The following is a 24,251-nucleotide window of genomic DNA, read 5'->3' as shown; positions in this document are numbered from 1 at the left end:
CTTTCTGATAGTATAAAAACGTTGTCGCATACGATATGAACTCCATCAACAAAAAAAGACGATAAAGAAAAACCATGCCCAGTGCAAGGTTTTTTATTTGTTTAATGAAATGATAGATCTAAATAAATTTAGAGCAGATTATACGGAGGGGTAGCATGCAAAGCCGAATGCCATTTGCAATTGCAAAAACAGAATCTTTTTACGAAAAACTCAGTGAGTGGATTGGAGATGTCTTTTACGATATTCTTCCTGAAGCTGGCTTTGAAATGCGGGATGAGCAGATCTTTATGGCCTTCCAGCTTGAGAAAGCTTTCAAAGAAAACAAAATAATCTTTGCTGAGGCAGGTGTAGGAACGGGTAAAACGATTGTCTATCTTTTATATGCGATTGCCTATGCCAGATACAAAAACAAACCTGCGATTATTGCATGTGCAGATGAGAACTTAATTGAACAGCTTGTGAAAAAAGAAGGGGATATTGCAAAGCTTGAAAAGGCATTGAATTTAAATGTTGATGTCCGTTTGGCAAAGTCCCGTGATCAGTATTTATGTTTAAACAAGCTTGATCAGCTTGTAGCAGCAAACGATAACGAAGTATATAATGAAGTGTTTGACATGCTGCCTGATTTTATTCATAGTGGATCTTCTATGCAAAAGTTTAACAAGTATGGTGATCGCAAGGATTATCCGCACTTAACAGATGAGCATTGGGAAAATGTTGCTTGGGATTCTTTGCAGGACTGCTTCACATGTGATAAGCGTCACCGCTGCGGACAGACTTTGCATCGCGAGCACTATCGCAAAGCAAGTGATCTTATCATTTGTTCCCATGACTTTTACATGGAGCATATTTGGACAAAAGAATCACGAAAACGAGAAGGGCAGCTTCCGCTCTTGCCAGAGAGCTCCTGTGTTGTTTTTGATGAAGGTCATTTATTAGAATATGCATCGCAAAAAGCACTGACATATCGTTTCACAGAGCAGATTTTAGAATCTCTTCTTACACGTTTAATGGCAAATGATGTACGGGAGACAACATTAAATACAATCGAAGATACGATTTATCAGAACGAAGTGTTCTTTTCAGAATTGGTTAATGCTTCTACTGAGGAACTTGGATCTGAAAAACGTACAATTCAAAAAACACCGGCTGTTCTGGCGGAAGGAAAGAAACTTCTTAATTTAATCAGCACGTTAGAAGAAGAGCTAGTATTCGAAAGTGAAATGTATGTCATTAATGAATATGATTTGAAAATTGTAGAGGAATATTTAGAGCAAATCTCTTATTCCCTTTCCTTATTCTTAAAAGAGTTAAAGGGTATTACATGGTTTGAAGACCATAACTTAGAACATACGCTGGTCATCATGCCAAAAATGGTAGAGGAAATTATGAAAGAAGAGGTCTTTTCCCAAAAACAGCCGTTTGTGTTTTCTTCTGCAACATTATCTGAAAACAAATCGTTTGAATATATGGCAAACAGCTTAGGGATGACAGACTATCTATCTTTCTCGGTAGAATCTCCATTTGATTATGATGAGAGTATGACCATAAAAATGCCAGTGTTTAAAACAGACGATTTACATGCGAAAATAGAGTATACAAAGGCACAAATAGAGAAATCAGAAGGACGGGCACTCGTTCTTTTCAATAATCAGGCTGAATTGGCTGCCTTTAAAGCGCAAGCTGCCGGGAAGCTGCAATGGCCAGTCTACTTTGAGGGTGAAAGTGAAATTAGTACTTTGGTATCTAAATTCCAAAATGAAGAACAATCAGTATTATGTTCAACGACACTTTGGGAAGGATTGGATATTCCAGGCCGTTCACTCGAAAATGTTATAATCTTTTCTCTGCCGTATCCGCCGAATGATCCAGTGTTTACTGCTAAAAGAGAAGGAGCAGAGGATCCATTCAAACAAGTGGACATGCCTTACATGATTTTAAGACTTCGCCAAGGGATCGGCAGGCTGATTCGAACTCACGAGGATCAAGGAACAGTACACATTTTATTACAGGAAAATGAAAACAGGGATGCTCTTTCAGCAATAGAAAAGGTCGTTCCTGTACAGCCGCAATAGACTGAACATATAAAATCCCCCTAAACCATATTAGGGGGATTTTTCCATATGTTATATAAGGACATCCATAATACATTACCAAATAAAAGACAGGCTGCAATCAGAAATCCGCTCTTAAAACTAACTGTCAGAGCACCGGTAATGGCTGAACCAGCAACAGAACCCAGTGAGAAAAAGGCATAAAAATAACCAAATGCTCTTCCCCTTACTTCTCTTGCTGTCTGTTGAATCAATAGGGCAGAAATAGATGGGAACAGCCATGCAAAGCCGAGGCCGTAAATAACCATCGAAACATACAGCATAAGCAGGCTTGTGCTATTGCTTAGAAGCAATAAAGCAAAGCCAATGACTGACATTCCCAGAGTCATTAAATGAAAAGGTTTATACTTGTCATAAAGCTTATTTGTTGGCAGTAAAAAGATACATATTGCCGTAATGCCAAATGTACTTAACAGTGTACCGCTTGCTGATGAGCTAAACTGCAGCATTTCCACTTGAAGAGGCAGCATATAAGCTAATACTCCTTGAGCAAACATCAAGCTAAAGGCACCGATAAAGCTGAATATCATCAGTGAACTGACGGTCCTGCCAGAATGATTGGCAGCCTTCTTTTCAGAAGAGCCTCCGCTGACTCCCTGCTTTGGAATGAAAAAAGGGACTGCGGCCGCTGTTAAAAGCATTAAAATTCCGTTTACAATAAAGACAGTCTGAACATTCCCAGAGCCGGCAATTCCGCCAAAAGCAGGTCCGGCGATAGCGGCAATTCCAACTGCTGCACCAGTAATGGCCATCGATTTGCCTTGAGCACCTGATTCGCTTCTGTTCGCAATCATGGTAAAGGCAGCAGGAACAATAAATCCGCTGATAAAACCATGAAGGAAGCGAATTCCTAATAATTGAACAGGAGTAACGGCAAAAGGGTAAAGAAAGAGAATTGCTCCGCAAAGACCAAGTCCAATCATCAGAATGGTTTTTCCTCTTTTGCGGTCGATATAATAACCGGCAAGCATGTTGCCGATCATATTAGAAAAAGAATACATCCCGACAATTATGCCGATAAAAGCAGCTCCTGCTCCTAAACCTTTTGCATATGTACTCATGATGGGCAATTGCGAAAACATGTCAAAAAAAGAAATAAACACAATGAATAAAATGAAAAATCTCATGAATTAAACTTCCTCATCCTATAATTTAAGGTATTCATAGAGTTATGGTACTTCCTAATTATAACGTACTAAAATGGCTTTGACATATGTGGGATTCAACGATTTTGAGAAATAATTTCAGAAAAATATGATAAGATGTAAATGTGAAGATGAATACATAGGAGGACTGCCTGATGGCGATTCAACAAACAGAACAAAAATTTCTTGATTATGTAAAGAAAATGGAAGCATATAATGAAGCACTTTCCCTTATTTTCTGGGATTTGCGCACAGGAGCACCTAAACAAGGTGTAGAACAGCGATCTGAAACGATTGGTGTGCTTTCTTCGGAGGTTTTTCACCTCTCAACTTCTGATGAAATGGCTGGTTTTCTTCAAGCCCTTTCCCAGGATGAAGTGAAAAATGAACTGTCTGAACGAACAGTGAAGACAGTTGAACTATGTCAAAAAGAATATGACCGAAATAAAAAAATTCCCGCTGAAGAGTATAAGGAATATGTTATTTTACAATCACAGGCGGAAAGTACGTGGGAAGAGGCAAAAGAGAAAGACGACTTTGACATGTTTAGACCTTATCTTGAAAAGCTTGTCTCAATGAATAAGCGTTTTGTTGAGTATTGGGGCTACGAAGGAAATAAATATAATACATTACTGGATATGTACGAACCAGGCATCACCGTTGAAACATTGGATGAGGTGTTTGGTAACTTGCGCGAGAAGATTGTTCCGCTCGTCAAGCAAATTGCAGAGGCAAAAGTAAAGCCTCAGACGGATTGTTTATATGAACATTTTCCAAAAGAAGCTCAGCGAGACTTCAGCTTAGAGATTCTTGAACAAATGGGTTATAACTTTAAGGCGGGAAGACTGGATGAGACGGTTCATCCTTTTGCGATCGGTCTGAGCCCTGGAGATGTGAGGGTTACGACAAAATACGATGAAAATGATTTTCGGACGGCTGTGTTTGGAACAATCCATGAAGGCGGCCATGCCCTATATGAGCAAAATATAAGCAAAGATTTAATTGGAACTCCGCTTTGTGATGGAACATCAATGGGCATTCATGAATCACAATCATTATTCTATGAGAACTTTGTTGGAAGAAATCTATCATTCTGGAAAAAGAACTATGATCTATTAAAGCAATATAGCAGCGGCCAGTTTGATGATGTAGCTGTAGAAGATTTTTATACAGCAATCAATGAAGCAAAGCCATCCTTGATTCGGATTGAAGCAGACGAGCTAACATATCCGCTCCACATTATTATTCGTTATGAAATTGAAAAGGGCCTTTTCAATGATGAAATTGAAGTAAAGGATCTGCCTGAAGTGTGGAATGCAAAATATAAGGAATACCTGGGCGTAGTGCCTGACAATAATGCAAAAGGTGTGCTGCAGGATGTTCATTGGTCTGGCGGCAGCTTTGGCTATTTCCCTTCCTATGCACTTGGATACATGTATGCGGCCCAGTTGAAAAATGCAATGCTGAAGGACTTGCCTCACTTTGATCAGCTGTTAGAGGAAGGCAATCTTACACCAATTAAAGAGTGGTTTACAGAGCATGTACATCAATTCGGCAAAATGAAAAAACCGCTGGAAATCCTCCAGGACGCAACAGGGGAAGGGTTAAACGCACAGCATTTAGTAGAGTATTTATACGAGAAATATAATAAAGTATATCAATTAAACTAAGAAAACGGTCCCTTGAACGGACAGGGTAATGGGCTCATCTCAATCAAAAAGGGATGTGAATGATGAATAAATACAAACCTGCGCTTTTCATTGCCTCAGGTGCTGCATTATGGGGTATGATTGCTTTATTTGTAAGAGAGCTAGGAAATATTGGGTTTTCTGCGATGGAAATTGTCGCAATTAGGGTTATATCTGCTGCATTTTTTCTTTTTTTGTTAGGAATCTTTTCTTATCGAAGAGAGATGCAGCTATCCAAATGGCATGATATCCGCTATTTTATCGGTACGGGGATACTTAGTATTGTATTTTTCAACTTTTGTTATTTTACAACGATGAATCAGGCAGGTGTTTCAATTGCGGTCATCCTGTTATATACCGCTCCTGCCTTTGTCACTGTTCTATCTTTCTTCTTTCTAAAAGAAAAGATAGATAGGAAGAAATTAATAGCTGTGTTCGCAACAATTTTAGGATGTGCTCTGATCACCGGCTTAAGTGGAGGGAATACAAATTTAACAGCCATCAGTTTTCTAATCGGGTTAGGATCTGGCTTGGGCTATGCTTTGTATACAATCTTTGGGAAATTTGCCTTAAGAAAGTACTCATCCTACACTGTTACTTTTTATACCTTTTTCGTAGCTTCTGTAGCGTTAGTTCCTTTTACAAGACTATGGGAGAAAATACATTTATTTATGACATTTGAAGTTTTGCTTCTAAGTCTTGGTTTAGGCTTAATACCAACTGTTGTTGCCTATATCTTATATACGAAAGGTCTGGAGCAGACAGAGGGAAGTAAGGCTGCGATTATAGCAACGATCGAACCTGTTGTTGCCTGTGTCATTGGAGTAGCGGTTTTCGGTGAATTCTTCGGTACTGCCCAAGTTTTAGGTGCTGTCTGTATTCTTGGGTCAGTGATTGCCGTCAATGTTAACAGAAAAAAGTTGAGAGTTCCAAGTGATAAAGGAGTTCACAACTAGTGAGAAAAAAAGCGTCTGCTGGTATGCAGACGCTTTTAAAATGTCTATTTTTGCTTTACCAGAGATTATTATATCCTTTTGAACCAGGCGGCGCGTTTTGAATAAGGTCAATAAACGGAATGGTATAAGCGAATAAAATTAATAAAACGGTAATGCCCATCCAAATTTTCCAGTTCTCAAAAACCATAGGAGCCGGTTCAGCATGAGTGGACATTTCACCAATAGGGAATTCCTCTTCTCCTTTAGGAGCAAAGAATGCAAGATTCACAAAGATATAGAGCATTAGAATAATCGCTAAAAATAGAATGGAACCTCCGACTGCTTGTGCGACTTGATAGGGAATCCATTCAGCGGCTTGCGGGGCGCCACCGTATTCAGAAAAAGCAGAGCGGCGCGGTGCACCTAACAACCCTGCAGCATGCATGGCACCGGACATAAACGTCATTCCAATTGCCCAGAGCACACCTTGAATGAGAGCTAATTTATTGATTGCTTTTGTTAATACACGTCCAGTTAGATGCGGAACTAACCAAAAAGTAATTCCAAAGAATGTCAAAACCACAGCGGTTGCGAGTGTTAAATGAAAGTGTCCTGTTACCCAGATGGTGTTGTGAACAACCTGGTTCATCTGGTTGGAAGCATTAATTAATCCACCTGCACCAGCGGGTATAAAGGAAAGCATTCCGATAAATGGAACAGCGAAGCGTGCATCTCCCCATGGCAGCATTTTAAACCAGCCGAATAAGCCTTTTGCTCCTTTAGAACGGCCAAATGTTTCAAAGGTTGCAAAGAGTGAGAAGGCTGTCATCAATGATGGAATAACCACCAGGAATGTTAAAACAACCTGAAGGAATTTCCATGCGGCGTCAATTCCCGGTTCTAGTAACTGATGGTGAAACCCAACAGGTATGGAGAAAAGTAAGAACAGGATAAAGGACATACGTGCTAAAGAATCTGAGAAAATTTTGCCGCCAATGATTTTTGGAATGATGACATACCAGGCCATATATGCCGGCAATAACCAGAAATAAACAAGCGGATGTCCAAAATACCAGAATAATGTACGGCTGACACCAACATTAACGGTTTCAACTAATCCAAGTGACCATGGAAGAAGCTGAATCAAAACGGTTGCAGCAACACCAAGAGTCGCGACAATCCACATTAAAACATTCACTAGAGCCATAAATGTGAGCAGCGGACTAGGTGTACCTGGATTAGCACGACGCCACTGAGCATATTTCATAATAATAGCTGCACTTCCCAGCCAGCTTCCTACTACGACTAATGTTAATCCAAGATAAAACAGGAAGTGGGCCTGAAGCGGAGCGTAGAAGGTGTAAAGCACGCTTGCTTCATTTAGAAGAATCATAACAGCAGCCATCACTGTTCCGATTGTCATTAACCAGAAACCAATCCATGCGATGGTTCGCTGTTTATTTGTAAATGTTCCTGCTGTTATACTTACACAAGCCTGCATAAATCCCATAATAAAGAAGGTTGTTAAAACGAGACCCAATACAACACCATGAACTGTTAAAATTTGATAATAACCGATTCCTGCCGGCAGCTCGAATCTGCCTGAGCGAACAAGTACCTGCAATAATCCTGCAAGTCCTCCTATTAATAATGCAATAAAAGCAACATAGATCTGTGCCATAACTAATTTGCCGTCACGGCGGTCAACTTTCAGTTTGACTGCTGAGTTGATCATGATTCAACCACCTCGATTTTGGAAGTCATTAAATGGTGACCTGCACCACAATATTCATTACAAAGAATTAAGAATTCACCTGTCTTATCAAATGTGGTGACATGTTCACTAATGTAGCCTGGCTCTAGCATCATATTGATGTTTGTGCCAGCAACTTCAAATCCGTGTATGACATCCTTTGTGGTTGCGATAATTTTCACTGTGGCACCAAGCGGAATTTCTACATCCCCCGGATTATAGTTAAATGCCTGTGCAACAAAGACAAGCTCATAATCCCATGCTTTTCCTTCTACTTTTTTCAAGCCTGGTTCATTAAATGGTGCCTGTGTTTCGACCTTTTCAGGATCAATCGTTGCCAAACAGCTAGGAGGCTGGTTTCCAAGATAGAATGCGCTTACACCTAAAACTGTTAGGAAGAAAAGCAATGTACTGACTCCAAAAATTAGCCAAATTTTTTCAAACTTATGCATATGCATGGCTATTTTCTCCTCTCAAATTATCAAAAACGATCTAAAAATAAAAAGAACACACCTACCCATGTAACAATTAGGAAAAAACCTAACAAGAAAACGGAAGCTAACGTTCCTTTAAGAGAAGAGCTATCTTCCACTTCTGTTTTTACATTCTTCCTGAGTTCCGTCTTCGCCACCTTTGTCCACTCCTTTCAAAGCTTTGAAAAATGAATGATTACAACTCCATCATACAAGAGTAAATGTTAGAATCTAGATAGATTTTACCAGTTCACAAAATGTTCATTGGTAGTATTTTCACTATGTTTATGGTGAAAAATTGATAGGTCGGTGATATATGTCACAATACAGATCGTTAATTTGTGAATAAAATGTGAAGAAGAAAAACAGAAACGAGATATGATAAAAAGGAGCACACAGCACGGGAAATTAGAACGCTATGATAATTATCACAGTTGAAATAATGATAAACACGAATATTCGGATTATTTTCAATCTATAAAGTTCGTAAAATAATGGATTTACTATTGAAATCTTTATTTGCGATGTTATAATGTTAATACAATTAAAAATGAATCATTCATATAATAGCAGGGATATGGCCTGCGAGTTTCTACCGAATCACCGTAAAGGATTCGACTATGAGTGAGCAGAAAATAAGAGACAACTCTCTTATTTTATTGTCTTTTCCGATGAAAACCTAAAGGCATTGCTTCACTCAACATGTGAAGCAATTGTTTTTAGGTTTTTTTATTAGGCAGATTTCATTTAAAAACATAGACAACAGGGGGAGAACGATGGAGAGACTTAAAGCAAAAATAGAAGCAGAAGGAAAGGTATTATCAAGTTCAGTACTGAAAGTTGACAGCTTTTTAAATCATCAAGTAGATCCGCATTTGATGATGGATATTGGAAAAGAGTTTGCATCCCGTTTTAAAGATGCGGGCATAACGAAAATTTTAACGATTGAATCTTCTGGTATTGCTCCATCTGTTATGACAGGATTGCATTTAAATGTGCCGGTCGTTTTTGCAAGAAAAAAGAAGTCACTTACTCTAACTGAGGATTTGATTACTTCGTCCGTTTACTCTTTTACTAAACAGGAAACAAACGAAATTTCGGTTTCAAAAAAGTTTTTGCAAAATAACGATACAGTTCTAATTATCGATGATTTTCTTGCTAATGGTCAGGCTGCAGAGGGACTTGTTGAGATTGTTAAAAAGGCAAATGCAGTTGTTGCAGGAGTAGGGATTGTCATTGAAAAAGGTTTCCAGGATGGAGGTAAATTATTGCGTGAATCAGGAATTAGAATCGAATCTCTCGCAATCATTGAATCTCTTGATAATGGGGAAGTCACATTTAGAAATAAAGAATTGGAGGAAGTGACACGATGAAACAGAATTCATTTAAGATCGCATCATTAGGCATTCAGCACGTACTTGCCATGTATGCAGGTGCAGTCGTTGTCCCGCTTATTGTTGGCGGTGCGCTTGGTTTAACAGGAGAACAGCTAACCTACCTTGTTTCAATTGATATTCTAATGTGCGGAGTCGCAACGATCCTACAAGTCTGGAAAAATAAGTTCTTTGGCGTAGGCCTGCCTGTTGTGTTGGGCTGTACGTTTACAGCAGTTGCTCCAATGATTACCATCGGCGGCGAGTACGGAATATCCGCCATTTATGGAGCCATTATTGCTTCTGGTATATTTGTTTTACTAATTTCTACTTTTTTTGGAAAGCTCGTACGATTCTTTCCGCCAGTTGTAACAGGTTCAGTTGTAACGATCATTGGAATTACATTAATACCTGTTGCAATGAATAATATGGCTGGCGGTGAAGGAAGTGCAGATTTTGGATCTCTTGAAAATATTGGTTTAGCTTTTGGGACATTGCTCTTTATCATTATCTTATATAAATTTTCAAAAGGCTTTATCCGTTCAATTTCTATCTTATTAGGACTTGGAGCAGGCACACTGGCTGCATTTTTCATGGGTATGGTTGATTTTACGGAGGTAGGAGAAGCTTCCTTGCTTCATATCCCGGCACCATTTTATTTCGGAATGCCAACTTTTGAACTATCTGCAATTTTAACCATGATTTTAGTCGCAATGGTCAGCTTGGTTGAATCAACTGGTGTTTACTTCGCACTTGGAGATATTTGTGAAGAAAAACTGGATGAAAAGGATTTGGCAAGAGGATATCGTGCTGAAGGTTTGGCGATCGTGCTTGGCGGATTGTTCAATTCATTCCCATACACAACTTATTCGCAAAACGTCGGTCTTATGCAATTGTCTGGCGTCAAAACTCGCAATGTTATTTACGTTGCAGGCGGTATGCTGGTATTGCTTGGGCTAGTACCGAAAATTGGTGCTCTGACAACAGTCATTCCGTCATCCGTTCTCGGCGGTGCAATGGTAGCGATGTTTGGAATGGTTATTGCTTACGGAATCAAAATGCTGAGCCAAGTGAATTTTGCTTCTCAAGAAAATCTTTTCATCATTGCATGCTCAATTGGGATGGGTCTTGGTGTAACGGTTGTGCCTGAAGTATTTGCTGAAATGCCAGCTGCCATCAGCGTTCTAACAGAAAACGGAATCGTAGCAGGCAGCTTAACAGCTATTCTATTAAATCTGATCTTTAACGAATTTGGCGTGAAAAAGTCAAAAGTTAAAGAGACAGAAATAGAAGTGCAGCAGGCTTCATAATCGTATATCTATCCACATATTTTAACTGAAAATACGTTTAATACGTCACCTGCATTTATCTTATCTAATTCATTTAGCTGGGTATTTGGAGGTGGCGTTTTTATATGCTTAGACCTAGAAAGTATGATTATCAAAAAAATATCCTGTTAGTATAGCTGCCTATGTTAAGCTTCCAATTGAGGCTGTCAATCAGTTAGATGAAATGGGTTATCCTGAAAACAAGGATCTATCAAAATTAGTTGAAAATCTGCTGCTAGAATTTTTAGAGCAGAACAAAAAAGATAAATAAAAAGACCATAAAACAGGTAATTCATCAAGAACACTAAAGAGGGGATATTTTTGGAGAAACAACCTTATGAACAAATAATAGAAGCCATGCATGAGTCATATAAGAGAACAGGGAATAAAGATGAAGTAGGTAAGCTATGTAAAGAAGCTTATGCTAAATATAAAGTCGGAGAGCTATCTAGCAAGGCTTATGACAAGATTTACTATGCTGCAATGACTATAGGTACTAATAGATAAAAAGAATTAAGATAAGATTTAGATATTTCCGGGCGAATTCCATTAATTGTATTATAATTAATGGTAATAGTAATAGTAATGAAAGTTAAAGGATGGTGTTACGAATGGGATTTGGGTTTAGAAAAAGTTTTAAAGTTGCTCCCGGTGTCAGATTGAATGTTTCACATAGATCAGTTGGTGCAAGCGTCGGTGTAAAAGGTTTAAGACACTCAGTTAATTCAAGAGGGCAAAGCAGAACTACAGCAAGTATCCCTGGAACTGGTCTATCTTTTACATCAACTAATAGCGGTAGGAGCTATAAAAGTGCTGCTCATAATCAACGTCAGCAATTATTGAGACAGCAGAAAGAGATTATGAAGCAAGAAGAACTACAACGTTCAAAATATGAGGTTGATTTGTTTAATAATCAGATAGAGTTAATAAAATCTATCCACAAAGAATGTGATGAGAATATAGATTGGCAACAAATAAGCATCTCTAAGCACCCGTACCACTCTGGTGAAAAAGGAAAACATGAACTTGAAGCTATAAATAATCTCAATAACTTTAAGCCTAGCTTTACACAAAAAATATTTAAGTCTGCTGAGAAAGAAAAACAAAAACTAAATGAGAATATTACATTAGCAATTGAACAAGATAAGCAAGAATTCGAAGAATTGAATAGGACAATAAAGATTGCGCACAAAGTCATGCAACAAGATGCAGACACTTACTTTCAAGTTATTGAAGAAATGTCTCCATTGGATGATTTATTGGATTACGGTAGTGGTTTTGAATTCTTTATTGAAGATCCCAACATTCTAGAAGTTGATTTTATGGTAAATTCAAAAGATGCAATCCCTAAAAAGCAAAAGGTATGACAAAAACAGGGAAACTGTCAGAAAAAGATATGCCACAAACTATGTATTTAGATATTTTTCAAGACTATGTTTGTAGTTGTGCAATAAGAATTGCAAGAGATATGTTTGCGATATTGCCATTTAAATCAGTTGTTGTAAACGCAATGGATGAGCAATTAAATACGGCTACTGGGAAGATAGAAGCTGCAGTAATTCTTTCAGTTAAGTTTGATAAGGATGTATTAAATACATTGCATTTTGAAGCTATAGATTGCTCAGACTCAATGAGTAATTTTGTTCATAATATGGACTTTAAAAAGACTAAAGGGTTTAAGCCTGTTGAAAAGTTAGAAGTAAATATTCAATGAAGCCATGATTTTTATATGGCTTCATTGTATCAATAAGTCAATAATTTACTCTATAGAACCGGAAGTTATAGGAGGCTTAAACTTGCTAAATGATGTTTTTATTCTTTTAGCTGCTGTTTGGCTTGTTGCTCTTATGATTACTGCTACATATACATTGCAAAGAAGGGATCCACCTAAATATATTGGTGTGTATGCTAATGGCTTTCTTTGGATTATGGTAATAGTATTTATTGTTAGAGGAATAGGACTTAAGGAGTATTATCTTAACTATCAAAGAGGACAATACTATAAATTATTTATATAAAACAAAAATGCCTGAACATACTGATGTTAGCAGTGAATTTGATGAATGGGCAAGGTACGTTAACACAGGCATTGAAATAATAGCAGTCGAAAGGTCTAAAAGAGGCAGGAAATTGAATGTTGAGAATTATTATAGTATAAAATGACAATATAATTTGTTCTTTAAATATTCACAATTATAGTTAAATATCCCCAGGTTATTATTTATAATTATAAAATATATTTTATTTACATGAGTGAAATGGAGCGGAGGGCCCTCGACTCCTGCGGGCTGCAGAGCAAAGGGTGAGACCCCGCAGGAACGAAGTGACGAGGAGGCTCAGCTTGCTCCCCGCTGAAAGGAGGGTCCGCAGCGCAATGGAACGGTCTTGATTAAATACCGAAACCAAGATATTAAATATTCGTGTTTTAGAAATATTAATTTCGTTGTGTCCCAGCCCCTTCTTTTTATTTCTCTTCCTTATTCCATTCAATTAATTTATCTATTGTAATTTTAAATACAATAGCTATCATTCCACTTTGTACTAAAGATGGTTACGTTTTATTCTGCCTCTATTTCAAAATCGTTTGTTCAGACACTCATATGCTTTAGCTATATACTTATTCTTAAATCCATTTTCTTCTATCAGGTAATCGATTCTATTTCCTCAATCAAAATCTTCATCAGTTTTCATAAAGATATTCCATATATTTCTTTAATTTCCTTTAATTATTTATTTTAAAAAATTTAACTTTAATGGATGGAGAAAATTCACACATTCTTCAATACGAAAAAGGAGTTGCCAACATGAATTTAAAAGAAATGACAGAGGGAACTTTATACCCTTTTTGGTATGATGTGATGGTGAAATACGCACTGATAGAAGTAATTGAAGAGATTGTTAATGTCTTAGAATACATTGAATAAGAACTTTTTTTAGAAAATGTCGTAGTGCTGATAACCAATCGACCGTTCGCTTTATAGCTCTATTTTTCTATCACAATTTAAAAATAATTTTATCCATAATAAGCATCATTTCTTCAATATACGAATATAATATCTCACAATCTTCTAGAATGTGGGGATCCTATGGAAAAATATTATTGTGACTATTGCAGGCAATTGTACAATGAACCAATCTTGTGTGAGAAATGCAGCACACCTGTCAGTAAAAAAATCAAAATTGATGTGCAGAATCAATCATCAAATAACTGGAAAAGTTTATACAATGAATAGAAAGTAAGAAGGATTTATAATAAAAGAGCACAACAACTCCTTCAAAACATTCGCTCCGCCCATATTGGGCGGAGTTTTTTTATATACCAAATACCTGCTTAGCTTAACTTATTATCGCAAATGAATAATTTTAAATGGTTTGGAAAAATTAACCGTATTGGAGGAAAAGGAGCGGTTATATGCCATCAATTATTTCAGTTGCTGAGGCGAGTCCAAAGCATGTCGTCGATCAGAATGAAGTGATGAATTTTGCGAGAGATTTGTTTTCTGAATCCTATAAAGATATTGAAAGATTATTAAAAGTATTTCAAAATGGCCAGATTGAAAAAAGGCATTTTGCAAAAGACTTGAATTGGTTTAAAAAAGACCATACCTTTCAGGAAAAGAATGATGCTTATATAGAATGTGCAGTTGAATTGGGAGCAGAAGCGATAAAAGCCTGCCTCACCAGCAAGGAATTTTTGGCTGAGGATATTCCTTTTGAAGAAATAGATGCGATTTTTACCATTTCAAGTACAGGCATTGCTACACCAAGCATTGAAGCGAGAATTATGAACATCTTGCCCTTTTCCGAATATACGAAACGAATCCCAATTTGGGGTCTTGGTTGTGCAGGAGGTGCATCGGGATTAGCGAGAGCCTACGAATATTGCCTTGCATACCCAAAAGCAAAGGTGCTTGTGCTGGCGATTGAATTATGCAGTCTTACGTTTCAGCGGAATGACTATTCAAAAAGTAACCTGGTTGGGACCTCTCTTTTTGCCGACGGTGTCGCTTGTGTGCTTGTGACTGGGGACGAAGGAAAACCCCCTAAATTAATTAAGGAGTCAGCACCTAGAGTGATTGCAACACAATCCACTACCATGAAACATTCATCAGATGTGATGGGCTGGGATGTTAAAAATGAAGGATTATATGTTATTTTCTCAAGAGATATCCCTTCGATTGTTGAAAAGTGGCTGAAACCGAATGCACTGGGATTTCTGGAGAATAATCATATAAAGCTGGAGCAAATTACTCATTTTATTGCACACCCAGGGGGTAGAAAAGTAATTGAAGCCTATCAGGAGTCACTTGATTTCATACCAGAGATGACCGAGACATCCCTTCAGGTGTTAAAAGAATATGGAAATATGTCCTCCAGTACAATTCTTTATGTACTGAGAAGATTCATGCATAGCGGGAAAAAAGGAGATATAGGGCTTGCAGCTGCATTGGGACCAGGCTTTAGCTCCGAATTGCTATTGCTGGAATGGAGTTGATCGTCATGAACGTGTTTTATATCGTTTTTAGCTTAATTGTGCTCCAAAGATTATGCGAGCTTTTTGTTGCAAAACACAATGAAAAGTGGATGAAAGAAAGAGGAGCTTTGGAATTTGGACAAGCTCATTATCCGTTCATTGTTCTCCTGCACACCGCTTTTTTTATTAGCTTGCTTGGAGAAACGGTGTTTTTGGAAAACTCGGTTTCATCTCTCTGGAAAATCTTATTGCCGATGTTTATTCTTTTGCAGGCAGGCAGGATATGGGCTCTTTTTTCATTAGGCCGCTATTGGAATACAAAAATTATTGTTATGCCTAATGCAGAAGCGGTACGTAAAGGTCCATACAAGTGGATCAAACATCCGAATTATGTCATCGTAGCTTTAGAATTAATGGTCATTCCTCTCTTATTTCAGGCATATATGACATTTGTTTTGTTCACATTATTAAATATTGGGATGATGATGATCCGTATTCCAGCGGAGGAAAAGGCTTTGCTGAATCTTGCAGGAGATAATCGCCTGTTAGAGAGAGAGTAAAATGTGTGAAAATTTCATGAACATATTGAAAATGATTCTCGTTCTATGTTAGAATTCTAATTGAGGTTGAAAATTATTATCAATTAAAGGATTTTAATAAGGAAGGTGTTGTTACATATGACAGCAGTCTTAGTTATTGGCACCATCGCCGCATATTCGATCGTCATGAAACACGTATTAAATAATGTAGTGAAACCAAACATATAAGAGATGCAAAACCAGGGCTGGCAGTAAAGTCCTGGTTTTTTTATTGTCTAATTTTATAGGTCCATTTTTAATGCAAAAAGTTTTGGATCTTTTAGAAAAATCAAAAGACATACATAGGAAAAGTGATAAAAATCATATACAATAATAACAATACAGATGGCAAGGGGAACTCAAAATGATTCAAACGGAACTTCAGCAGTTAGACAAAAATCAATTAATGGAAAAAATCACTTCATTTTATCAATATTTTCATAATAATGCTGATGTCAAAACAGCAGAAAGAGCGAAAGACCTAGCTCAAAAACTTCACAAGGAAGAGTATGCGATTGCGTTTTGCGGCCATTTTTCTGCCGGGAAATCAAGCATGATCAATTCTGTTGCAGGAGAGAATCTTCTTCCTTCCAGTCCAATTCCAACGAGTGCTAATTTAGTGAAAATTAAAGCAGGCGATGACTATGCAAAAGTGTATTTTAAAAGTGGTGCGATTAAACTTTATGAAGCTCCATATGATTATGAAAAAATAAAAAAATACAGCAAAGATGGAGATCAAATTCAATCAGTTGAGATAAGTCATTCTCAAACATCACTACCAGCCCATGCAATTGTTATGGATACTCCTGGTATTGATTCAACGGATGATGCTCATCGTATCGCAACGGAATCAGCGATGCATCTGGCTGACGTCGTTTTTTATGTGATGGATTATAATCATGTGCAAGCTGAATTAAATTTCTTGTTTACGAAAGAACTTGTCAATGCCGGGAAAAAGGTGTATCTAGTTATCAATCAAATTGATAAGCATAGAGAAGAAGAGCTTAGCTTTGAACAATTTCAAAATGGTGTGAGAGAATCGTTTGCATCATGGGGAGTTATTCCCGACAGGATCTTTTATACGACTTTAAAAGAAAATGATCATCCACATAACGAATTTACCGATTTACAGAACAATTTGCAGAATTTATTAAAAGATGGAAGAAAGCAGCTGCCGCAGTCTATTTATCATTCCTTAGAAAAATTAATGAAAGATCACCATATATGGCTGGAGGAACAAAACGCGGATCAATTAGATTCATATGAGCGTGTGTTAGCAGCTTTAAATGAAAGTGAGCGAGCGCTCGTTCCCGAAAAGCTACAGGAAATAAATAAGATTATCGATGAAAAAAAGAAAGCGGCTACAATAATTGAAGCTGACTTAAATGACCAGGTAGATGAAATTCTTAAGAGTGCTTATATGATGCCGTTTCAGACAAGAGAACTTGCTGAAAACTATCTGCAGGCAGAGCAGCCTGATTTTAAAGTCGGATTGTTTTTTTCCAAACAAAAGACTTTGGCTGAAAAAGAACAGCGGCTAACACAGTTTTATGATGACTTTTCTGATAAGGTAAACGCCCAGATTAATTGGCATCTGCGTCAGTTTTTGCAGAAGACACTGAAAGAACTGGAAATCAATAATGATACTCTATATGAACAGGCCCAGCAGTTTGAAGTGAAGTTCGATAAAAGCCTGTTATCAAATACCGTTAAGACCGGCGCAAGATTATCTGGTGATTATGTGCTTCAATATACCAATGATGTTGCCGAGAATATTAAAAAAATTGCAAAATCTGAGTATCGCTTGATGAGAGATCAAATCATTACTTCAATTAAAAAGAAGGGTGAAAAACAGCTTCTTCAACTATCAGCAGATCTTGCTGAACTAAAACGCTATGATGGAGCCATAAAGGAAGTACACACAGTTAAAGAACAATTAAAGCAAGCAAGGTCCTATATGAATGATCTTTTATCAGGAGCAGCTTCACCGGACAATATACAGATCACATGGGGTGATCTAATAGCAGATGAAGAAGCAAATGTAGAAATCGTTACGGAAGAATATGCTATAAAGGAAGAAAAGAAACACTCTAAAAAGATAATAGATCAGCCTGAAGCAGAAAAAGCTGCAGTTAGTCAGCAGGATACATCAGCATTGGTTGAAAAGCTTTTGCATACTTCAACTTTACTCGCTGATGTTCCTGGGTTTAAAACCATATCGGAGCAGCTGATCATAAAAGCAGACCGAATTAAAAATCAGCAGTTCACCGTAGCACTTTTTGGGGCCTTTAGTGCAGGGAAATCATCTTTTGCCAATGCATTAATAGGTGAGAAGGTTCTGCCGGTTTCACCAAATCCCACCACTGCAGCCATTAATAAGATTATGCCAATTGATACAGACCACGGGCACGGAACTGTTTTGGTATATGTAAAAAAAGAAGACATCCTCTTTCAGGATATTAATGAATCTTTAAAGGTTTTTGGTTTATCTGCATTCAATTTGAGTGATGCTCTGCAGAAAATTAATAAGATTTTTCAGCCTGAACAACAATTTGAGGCATATGAGAAAACACATTTTGCCTTTTTAAAAGCATTTTCACAAGGTTTTTCAGAATTTCAGAACAATCTTGGGGAAATGATCACAACCAATCTTAGCGAATTGGCAGATTATGTTGCGAAAGAAGAGAAATCCTGTTTTGTTGACTTAATAGAAGTGTATTATGACTGTCCGCTGACAAGAAGCGGTATTACTCTTGTTGATACTCCAGGAGCAGATTCGATTAATGCCCGTCATACTGGAGTGGCGTTTAACTATATTAAAAATTCAGATGCAATCCTGTTCGTAACCTACTATAATCATGCCTTCTCAAAAGCGGATCGGGAATTTCTCATTCAGCTTGGCCGTGTAAAGGATTCCTTTGAGCTTGATAAGATGTTTTTTATTGTCAACGCCATTGACCTCGCCAATAACGAGGATGAGCTTGAAGATGTTCGGACATATGTTAAGGAGCAGCTGACGCAATATGGAGTACGCCTTCCTTCCGTATATGGTGTATCAAGTCTGCTGGCGCTAGAGCAAAAGAAAAATAATAAGTCATTACATGAGGGAATGCAGCAGTTTGAAGAGCGTTTCTATTCATTTATACATCTTGACCTCATGAACATATCCATCTTAAGTGCTAAACGTGAACAGGAAAGATCAAAAGAGCAGCTGAATGCATTTATTTCATCTGCCATGGAAGATCAGTCACTAAAAGAGCAAAAAATTCAAGCTCTGGCAGAAGAACAGCAGCGCATGCAGCATCTGCTGAAAGAACAAAGAACAGATCTGCTGCAAAAAAGATTTGCTCAAGAAGCCGATGAGCTAACCTTTTATATAAAGCAGAGAGTATTTTTAAGATTTAATGACTTTGTCAAAGAATCTTTTAACCCCTCCTTACTGAAAGATGATGGCAGAAATTTAAAACGTGCATTAGAAGGAGCTTTAGAAGACTTTCTAAAAAGCTTTGGGTTTGATTTTGCGCAAGAAATGAGGGCCACATCTTTAAGAGCAGAAGTTTTTATAGGAAAAATACTGCAGGAGCAGTATGAACGTTTAATGAATGAAATGAAAGAAATCAATCAAAATATCTCTTTTACTTCATTTGAAAAAGCAAAGTTTGAACCTATAGAATTTACAACTGCTTTCTCTGATCTGGATCAGCAGATGTTTAAGAAAGCATTATCGTATTTTAAAAATCCTAAAGCATTTTTTGAAAAAAATGAGCGGAAGCTTTTGGCCGATGCATTACAGACTGCAATGGAGGATCCTGCGCTTGCCTACTTACAGAAAGAAGGAGAGCGGCTGAAAGATCATTATCATCCGCTGCTGGCTAATGAATATAGCCGTTTAGCCAACTCAATGCTCGAGCAAACCAGTGAATATTATAACGGCATACTTTCTGCTCTTTCAAACCAATATCCAATAGAGAAATTATATGAAATTGAAAAGCAAATTTCATAATTTTTAGAGGGGTTTTGGAAACAAAATCCCTCTTTCTTATAAGCTTTTAGGTAAAATGACAGCATATTGTAAAAGAAAACATGAAATGTAGGAGGAATTCAATTGAGAACAATTAATGCTAACTGGCTTAAACTGCACTTAAATGATGAAAAACTCGTTATCGCAGATTGCCGATTTAATTTAAGTGACCCAGAGGAAGGTGAAATGTTATATAAGAATGATCATATTCCTGGTGCGCTTTATTATGATCTAGAAAAGGATTTATCCGCTCCAGTTAAGCAGCATGGCGGAAGACATCCATTGCCGCCAATGGATAACTTTATCGAATTATTGGAGCGTTCGGGCATTGACCGGGCAACGACTGTTATCGCATACGACGGCGGACAAGGTGCTTATGCTTCGCGTTTATGGTGGATGCTTACATATGTAGGACATGAAAAGGTATATATTTTAAATGGCGGTTATGAAGATTGGAAGAAACAAGATGGTGCCATAACGAATAAGATACCAACTCCTGCAAAAAGCAGCTATAGTCCGTCCTGCAATCATGACATGATCGCTTCATATGAAGAAGTAAAAGAAGCTGTCAGTAAAAAAACGAAAAATATTGTACTAATCGATTCACGTGAGGAGAAAAGATACTTAGGAATAGAAGAGCCAATAGACAAAAAGGCAGGAAGAATACCTGGTGCCATAAACAAAGTTTGGTTTGAAGGCCTGGAAAATGGAAGATTTAGAAATGCAAAAGAACAGCAAAAAAGATTCACAGACATCGACCCTTCTAAAACACTAATCGTCTACTGCGGCTCAGGCGTCACCGCCGCACCAAACTACATCGCCCTAAAAGAAGCCGGCTACCCAAATGTCAAACTATACCCAGGCAGCTTCAGCGACTGGATCTCATATGAAGAAAATGAAGTGGAGACAGGAGCATTTAAAGGACTTTGATAGGTTCAATTGTAAAACGGAAGCTTTAAAGGACGCGAAGTATTTTTTCTGTTTTAAGCAAATTGATTTTGTAATCTACTATAGGATATAGGGAGCAATAAGAACAGAGCTTTTGATTGCAAAACAACTATACTGCTATCAAAAGGTATCTAAAATGGCGTAAATAGCTTTTAGGCTGGGCCATTAGATTTTAAAACGACAATATAACCGACTGTTAGAAAGTGTATCTAATCATTCGGTTTTTATTTGTTAATTATAAAATTTTTTCTTTTTAACACGAGTGAAATGGAGCGGAGGACTCTCGACTCCTGTGGGCAATAGAGGAAAGGGTGAGACCCCGCAGGAGCGCAAGCGACGAGGAGGCTCAGCTTCCTCCCCACGGAAAGCGAGGGTCCGCAGCGCAATGGAACGGGCTAGTTTTAATTCCTCAATCCATGACAATGAATATTTGAATTTTAGCCCAAGTATTATAGTTTTTTTAGCCTCTTTTGGCATTTTATATCCAGTTTTTATAGAACTTATTAACCTATGCTATAATAGTATCTACGCAGTTTTCCAAGGAGGAATATAAATGAAAGAAGATAAATCTACTCTACTATTAGTCGACGGAATGGCCCTTTTATTCAGAGCCTATTTTGCCACAGCAGTCAGCGGTCAATTTATGATCAATTCAAAAGGAATCCCAACCAATGCAGTCTACGGCTTTGTAAAACACTTTTTAACGGCTATGTCTTCATTTAACCCAAGCCATGTAGCTGTGTGCTGGGATATGGGCAGCAAAACTTTTAGAACAGAAATGTTTGATGGTTATAAATCTAACAGACCAGAGGCTCCAATTGAGCTTCAGCCACAATTCGAACTGGTAAAAGACGTGGTAGAAGCTTTTGATGTTCCGAACATCGGGTTATCAGGCTACGAAGCAGATGATTGTATCGGCACCATTGCAAGAAGTGCTTCCAAGGAATGCAATGTCATGATCTTGACTGGTGACCAAGACATTCTGCAGCTATTAGATGAACAGATCTCAGTTGTTCTTCTCCAAAAAGGATATGGTAACTATAAAGTGCATACAAAAGATACATTCTTTGAGGAAAAAGGAATTACACCGAAGCAGATGATTGATTTAAAGGCATTTATGGGGGATACAAGCGATAACTACCCTGGAGTAAAAGGAATTGGCGAAAAAACAGCATTAAAGCTGCTTCAGCAGTACGAGCATATTGAAGGAGTACTTGCTCATTTAACAGAGCTTCCAAAAGGGCAAAGAACGAAAATCGAACAAGATCTTGAAATGCTTCACTTAAGCAGACAGTTAGCGGAAATTAAATGCGATGTTCCTGTTACATGTACACTAGAACAATCGCACTATAAAATAAATCGCGAAAAAGTTCTTGCTAAATTTACAGAAGTTGAATTCCGCGGACTTCATAAATTGATACAGGAAGAACAGCAATACGCATAATATAAATACCGTGATAGAATACGGATTAGAAAAGGCCGATCAGTGATCGGCCTTTTTACTTGCTTTATTTTGTGTTTTTCTTCTTCGCTGCATTCTCAAGCTTGCTTTTAGGCTCTTCAGAAAACTCAGCATCCTGTCCGTAGCCTTGCGGATTCACACCAGATGCTTTTGTACCACGGTTATCATTGCCTTTTCTGCTCATTTCTTCATTCACCTCTCTTTTATGATCGATGTTTAGTAGTATGACCGAAAAGGAATAATTACACTACACAAACTCCAAAATAAACAGGAGGTGATGATATGAATAAAGGGGTCTACATAGCACTCTTAAGTATAGGACTTGCTCAAGGGTTAAAAATTCCGATCCATTATGCAAAAGAGAAAGAATTGCGGCCAGAACTCTTTTTTCAAACAGGAGGGATGCCTAGTTCACATTCAGCTGGAGTCTCCTCTCTGACAACATTCATTGCATTACAAAGAGGAGTTCCGACAGTTGATTTTGCGTTATCCCTCGTATACGGACTTATTGTCATGTATGATGCACAGGGAATACGCCGTCAAACGGGCGAACTTACATTAAAGGTAAATAGCCTTGGTGAACTAGTTGATAAAATCAATGCAGATGATACAGTAGAATTTAAAGAGGAAAAGCCAAAGAAGCTAAAAGAAATGCTGGGACATCAGCCTCAAGAGGTAATTGGTGGAGCGATACTCGGAGTTATTACAGGTACAATCGGCTATTATTTGACCAAAAAAAGGTAGATAATTGTCGAAATTTACGGTAATATTTGAGGAGGAATGCTTTGTCAATTAGGGAGAGGAATGAATATGACTGTGAAAACAGTGGAAGAATATGTTCGTTTTTTAGAAAGCAAAGGCTTTCAGCTGAAAGAAGACGCCATTGGTTTTATCTACTTCGGCAAGCATTATACGAATGCTGGGGATGAACTTGTGAATGCCGCTTTAGAACTTACTCTAAAAATACAAAAGTCATTTGATGGCAGTTTTTATATGTCCTTACTTGAAATGCTTACAACTCATGGTATAAAAAACAGGCAGGAAGCCATACAATTTGTAAAAGAAAAGCATTTGCTTGCCATATAAATTAATAAAGACAAAGAAGGCGTGCAACCACACGCCTTTTCTTTTTTATACCACGATCAATTCATAGCCTGGCACATTCGTTTATTCACCAAGCATGGTTGCCATGATGATCATATTTGTTTAATCCCATATATATATTTAAAGGAGTTAGCTAACAAGTTGTCGCCATTAAGTACAACCAGGATGTTATAATTCCTTTTCGGGATTTCTGCAAAAATTAAAATGAAAAAGTTTGCTTCTAGTAAAAACAATATGTATGAGGAATAATAATAATCCTGCTATAAAAAACGGATTGCATTAAAAGGAAAAGGCTCTAAAAAAGCCTTAGCATTTTGGACGACAACAAATGTCAGGCCAAAATGCTAAGGCTAAGAGCAGAAGAGAGAGATGGGCAACAGCTAACACTATGTTTATTATTTATCACTGTTCAATATCCTTTGTATTATTTTTCCGGATGGCAGCACGCGCCAGATCATCTGCACTTTTATTTTCAGAGCTAGGCACCCATTTTATAAAAAAAAGCGGAAGCTGCCTGCTTAGCTGCAAAGCTTGTTCTAATAAAGGAGAGTATCTTTTATTTTTTACAAATTCTTTTTCCATTGCCGCGTTAACAAGCTGTGAGTCGGTGCGAAATGAAACCGTCTGATAATTTTTCTGGATGCAAATTTCCAGAGCTTTTATTAATGCATGATATTCTGCTTCGTGATTCTCCATTATGCCTAATGGGATTGAGTACCTTTCAACATTGCCATTGGCTTTCAAAAATATGCCAGCACCGCTGGGTCCAGGGTTCCCGGCACTTGCTCCGTCAATATATACTTCAATCATTCATAATCCTCCATCAAATCCTGTAAATTATGTAAGCTAAAGATA

22 protein-coding genes and 1 riboswitch are annotated in these 24,251 nt (G+C 37.6%); of the genes, 16 read left to right on the top strand and 6 right to left on the bottom strand.

Annotated elements, in window-relative coordinates:
- Positions 1-155: 155 nt before the first annotated feature.
- Complete coding sequence (locus F7732_RS05950) at positions 156-2,075, top strand: ATP-dependent DNA helicase (protein WP_151573007.1); 1,920 nt, start codon at positions 156-158, stop codon at positions 2,073-2,075.
- Positions 2,076-2,095: 20 nt separating this feature from the next.
- Here the strand turns inward: F7732_RS05950 and F7732_RS05945 are convergent, their stop codons facing one another.
- Positions 2,096-3,241 carry an MFS transporter gene (locus F7732_RS05945; protein ID WP_151573005.1) on the bottom strand — a complete coding sequence of 382 codons (1,146 nt, stop codon included), beginning with the start codon at positions 3,239-3,241 and terminating at the stop codon, positions 2,096-2,098.
- A gap of 173 nt (positions 3,242-3,414) precedes the next feature.
- Between F7732_RS05945 and F7732_RS05940 the strand changes: the two genes are divergently transcribed.
- A complete protein-coding gene (locus F7732_RS05940) occupies positions 3,415-4,929 on the top strand; it encodes a carboxypeptidase M32 (RefSeq protein ID WP_151573003.1) in 1,515 nt (504 codons plus the stop codon).
- A gap of 62 nt (positions 4,930-4,991) precedes the next feature.
- Entirely contained in the window at positions 4,992-5,903 is a 912-nt protein-coding gene (locus tag F7732_RS05935; protein ID WP_151573001.1) for a DMT family transporter, read from the top strand.
- Between the two features lie 55 nt (positions 5,904-5,958).
- On the opposite strand, the gene F7732_RS05930 is transcribed toward F7732_RS05935, so the two are convergent.
- The 3 genes from F7732_RS05930 to F7732_RS05920 are packed head-to-tail and all read right to left on the bottom strand — an operon-like array spanning position 5,959 to position 8,266.
- Positions 5,959-7,617, bottom strand: a complete 1,659-nt coding sequence (locus tag F7732_RS05930; RefSeq protein ID WP_151572999.1) for a b(o/a)3-type cytochrome-c oxidase subunit 1 — start codon at positions 7,615-7,617, stop codon at positions 5,959-5,961.
- Entirely contained in the window at positions 7,614-8,093 is a 480-nt protein-coding gene (locus F7732_RS05925; protein WP_080845513.1) for a cytochrome c oxidase subunit II, read from the bottom strand. Before F7732_RS05925 ends, F7732_RS05930 begins: the two co-directional genes overlap by 4 nt.
- A gap of 23 nt (positions 8,094-8,116) precedes the next feature.
- Positions 8,117-8,266, bottom strand: a complete 150-nt coding sequence (locus F7732_RS05920; protein WP_151572997.1) for a cytochrome c oxidase subunit 2A — start codon at positions 8,264-8,266, stop codon at positions 8,117-8,119.
- 381 nt (positions 8,267-8,647) lie between these two features.
- Positions 8,648-8,749: riboswitch (purine riboswitch) on the top strand.
- A gap of 135 nt (positions 8,750-8,884) precedes the next feature.
- Here F7732_RS05920 and F7732_RS05915 point away from each other — a divergent pair.
- From F7732_RS05915 to F7732_RS05865, 11 genes are all read left to right on the top strand, one after another.
- Entirely contained in the window at positions 8,885-9,481 is a 597-nt protein-coding gene (locus F7732_RS05915; protein ID WP_151572995.1) for a xanthine phosphoribosyltransferase, read from the top strand.
- Entirely contained in the window at positions 9,478-10,791 is a 1,314-nt protein-coding gene (locus tag F7732_RS05910) for a nucleobase:cation symporter-2 family protein (protein ID WP_151572993.1), read from the top strand. Before F7732_RS05915 ends, F7732_RS05910 begins: the two co-directional genes overlap by 4 nt.
- Positions 10,792-11,130: 339 nt before the next feature.
- Positions 11,131-11,316: a hypothetical protein gene (locus F7732_RS05905; RefSeq protein WP_151572991.1), complete on the top strand. Its 186-nt coding sequence runs from the start codon at positions 11,131-11,133 to the stop codon at positions 11,314-11,316.
- Between the two features lie 104 nt (positions 11,317-11,420).
- Positions 11,421-12,176: a DUF4236 domain-containing protein gene (locus F7732_RS05900; protein ID WP_205068211.1), complete on the top strand. Its 756-nt coding sequence runs from the start codon at positions 11,421-11,423 to the stop codon at positions 12,174-12,176.
- Positions 12,173-12,523 carry a hypothetical protein gene (locus F7732_RS22895; RefSeq protein ID WP_205068210.1) on the top strand — a complete coding sequence of 117 codons (351 nt, stop codon included), beginning with the start codon at positions 12,173-12,175 and terminating at the stop codon, positions 12,521-12,523. The genes F7732_RS05900 and F7732_RS22895 overlap by 4 nt, the downstream gene beginning before the upstream one ends.
- Positions 12,524-12,605: 82 nt before the next feature.
- Entirely contained in the window at positions 12,606-12,827 is a 222-nt protein-coding gene (locus F7732_RS05895) for a hypothetical protein (protein ID WP_151572989.1), read from the top strand.
- A 1,394-nt stretch (positions 12,828-14,221) separates the two neighbouring features.
- A complete protein-coding gene (locus tag F7732_RS05890) occupies positions 14,222-15,304 on the top strand; it encodes a type III polyketide synthase (protein ID WP_151572987.1) in 1,083 nt (360 codons plus the stop codon).
- 5 nt (positions 15,305-15,309) lie between these two features.
- Positions 15,310-15,843: an isoprenylcysteine carboxyl methyltransferase family protein gene (locus F7732_RS05885; RefSeq protein ID WP_151572985.1), complete on the top strand. Its 534-nt coding sequence runs from the start codon at positions 15,310-15,312 to the stop codon at positions 15,841-15,843.
- Positions 15,844-16,225: 382 nt separating this feature from the next.
- Entirely contained in the window at positions 16,226-19,864 is a 3,639-nt protein-coding gene (locus F7732_RS05880) for a dynamin family protein (protein ID WP_151572983.1), read from the top strand.
- A 102-nt stretch (positions 19,865-19,966) separates the two neighbouring features.
- Positions 19,967-20,812, top strand: coding sequence for a sulfurtransferase (locus F7732_RS05875; RefSeq protein WP_151572981.1), 846 nt, complete (start codon positions 19,967-19,969; stop codon positions 20,810-20,812).
- 571 nt (positions 20,813-21,383) lie between these two features.
- The gene (locus F7732_RS05865; protein WP_151572977.1) at positions 21,384-22,274 is read left to right on the top strand and encodes a 5'-3' exonuclease; all 891 of its coding nucleotides are present in this window, start codon (positions 21,384-21,386) and stop codon (positions 22,272-22,274) included.
- Positions 22,275-22,338: 64 nt separating this feature from the next.
- On the opposite strand, the gene sspL is transcribed toward F7732_RS05865, so the two are convergent.
- Positions 22,339-22,476, bottom strand: coding sequence for a small, acid-soluble spore protein L (gene sspL / locus F7732_RS05860; protein WP_151572975.1), 138 nt, complete (start codon positions 22,474-22,476; stop codon positions 22,339-22,341).
- 98 nt (positions 22,477-22,574) lie between these two features.
- Between sspL and F7732_RS05855 the strand changes: the two genes are divergently transcribed.
- Together F7732_RS05855 and F7732_RS05850 are read left to right on the top strand one after the other, a co-directional pair.
- Entirely contained in the window at positions 22,575-23,036 is a 462-nt protein-coding gene (locus tag F7732_RS05855; protein WP_066444376.1) for a divergent PAP2 family protein, read from the top strand.
- Between the two features lie 60 nt (positions 23,037-23,096).
- Complete coding sequence (locus tag F7732_RS05850; RefSeq protein WP_066444380.1) at positions 23,097-23,378, top strand: DUF6123 family protein; 282 nt, start codon at positions 23,097-23,099, stop codon at positions 23,376-23,378.
- A 420-nt stretch (positions 23,379-23,798) separates the two neighbouring features.
- On the opposite strand, the gene F7732_RS05845 is transcribed toward F7732_RS05850, so the two are convergent.
- On the bottom strand, positions 23,799-24,206 hold the full coding sequence (locus F7732_RS05845; protein WP_151572973.1) for a reverse transcriptase-like protein: 408 nt from the start codon (positions 24,204-24,206) through the stop codon (positions 23,799-23,801).
- Positions 24,207-24,251: the final 45 nt, after the last annotated feature.

The sequence above is a fragment of the Bacillus mesophilum genome, assembly GCF_008923265.1.
GTDB classification, from domain to species: Bacteria; Bacillota; Bacilli; order Bacillales; family Cytobacillaceae; genus Cytobacillus; species Cytobacillus mesophilum.
Note: the sequence above shows the minus strand (reverse complement) of the source record. Positions and strands in the feature narration are given on the sequence as shown.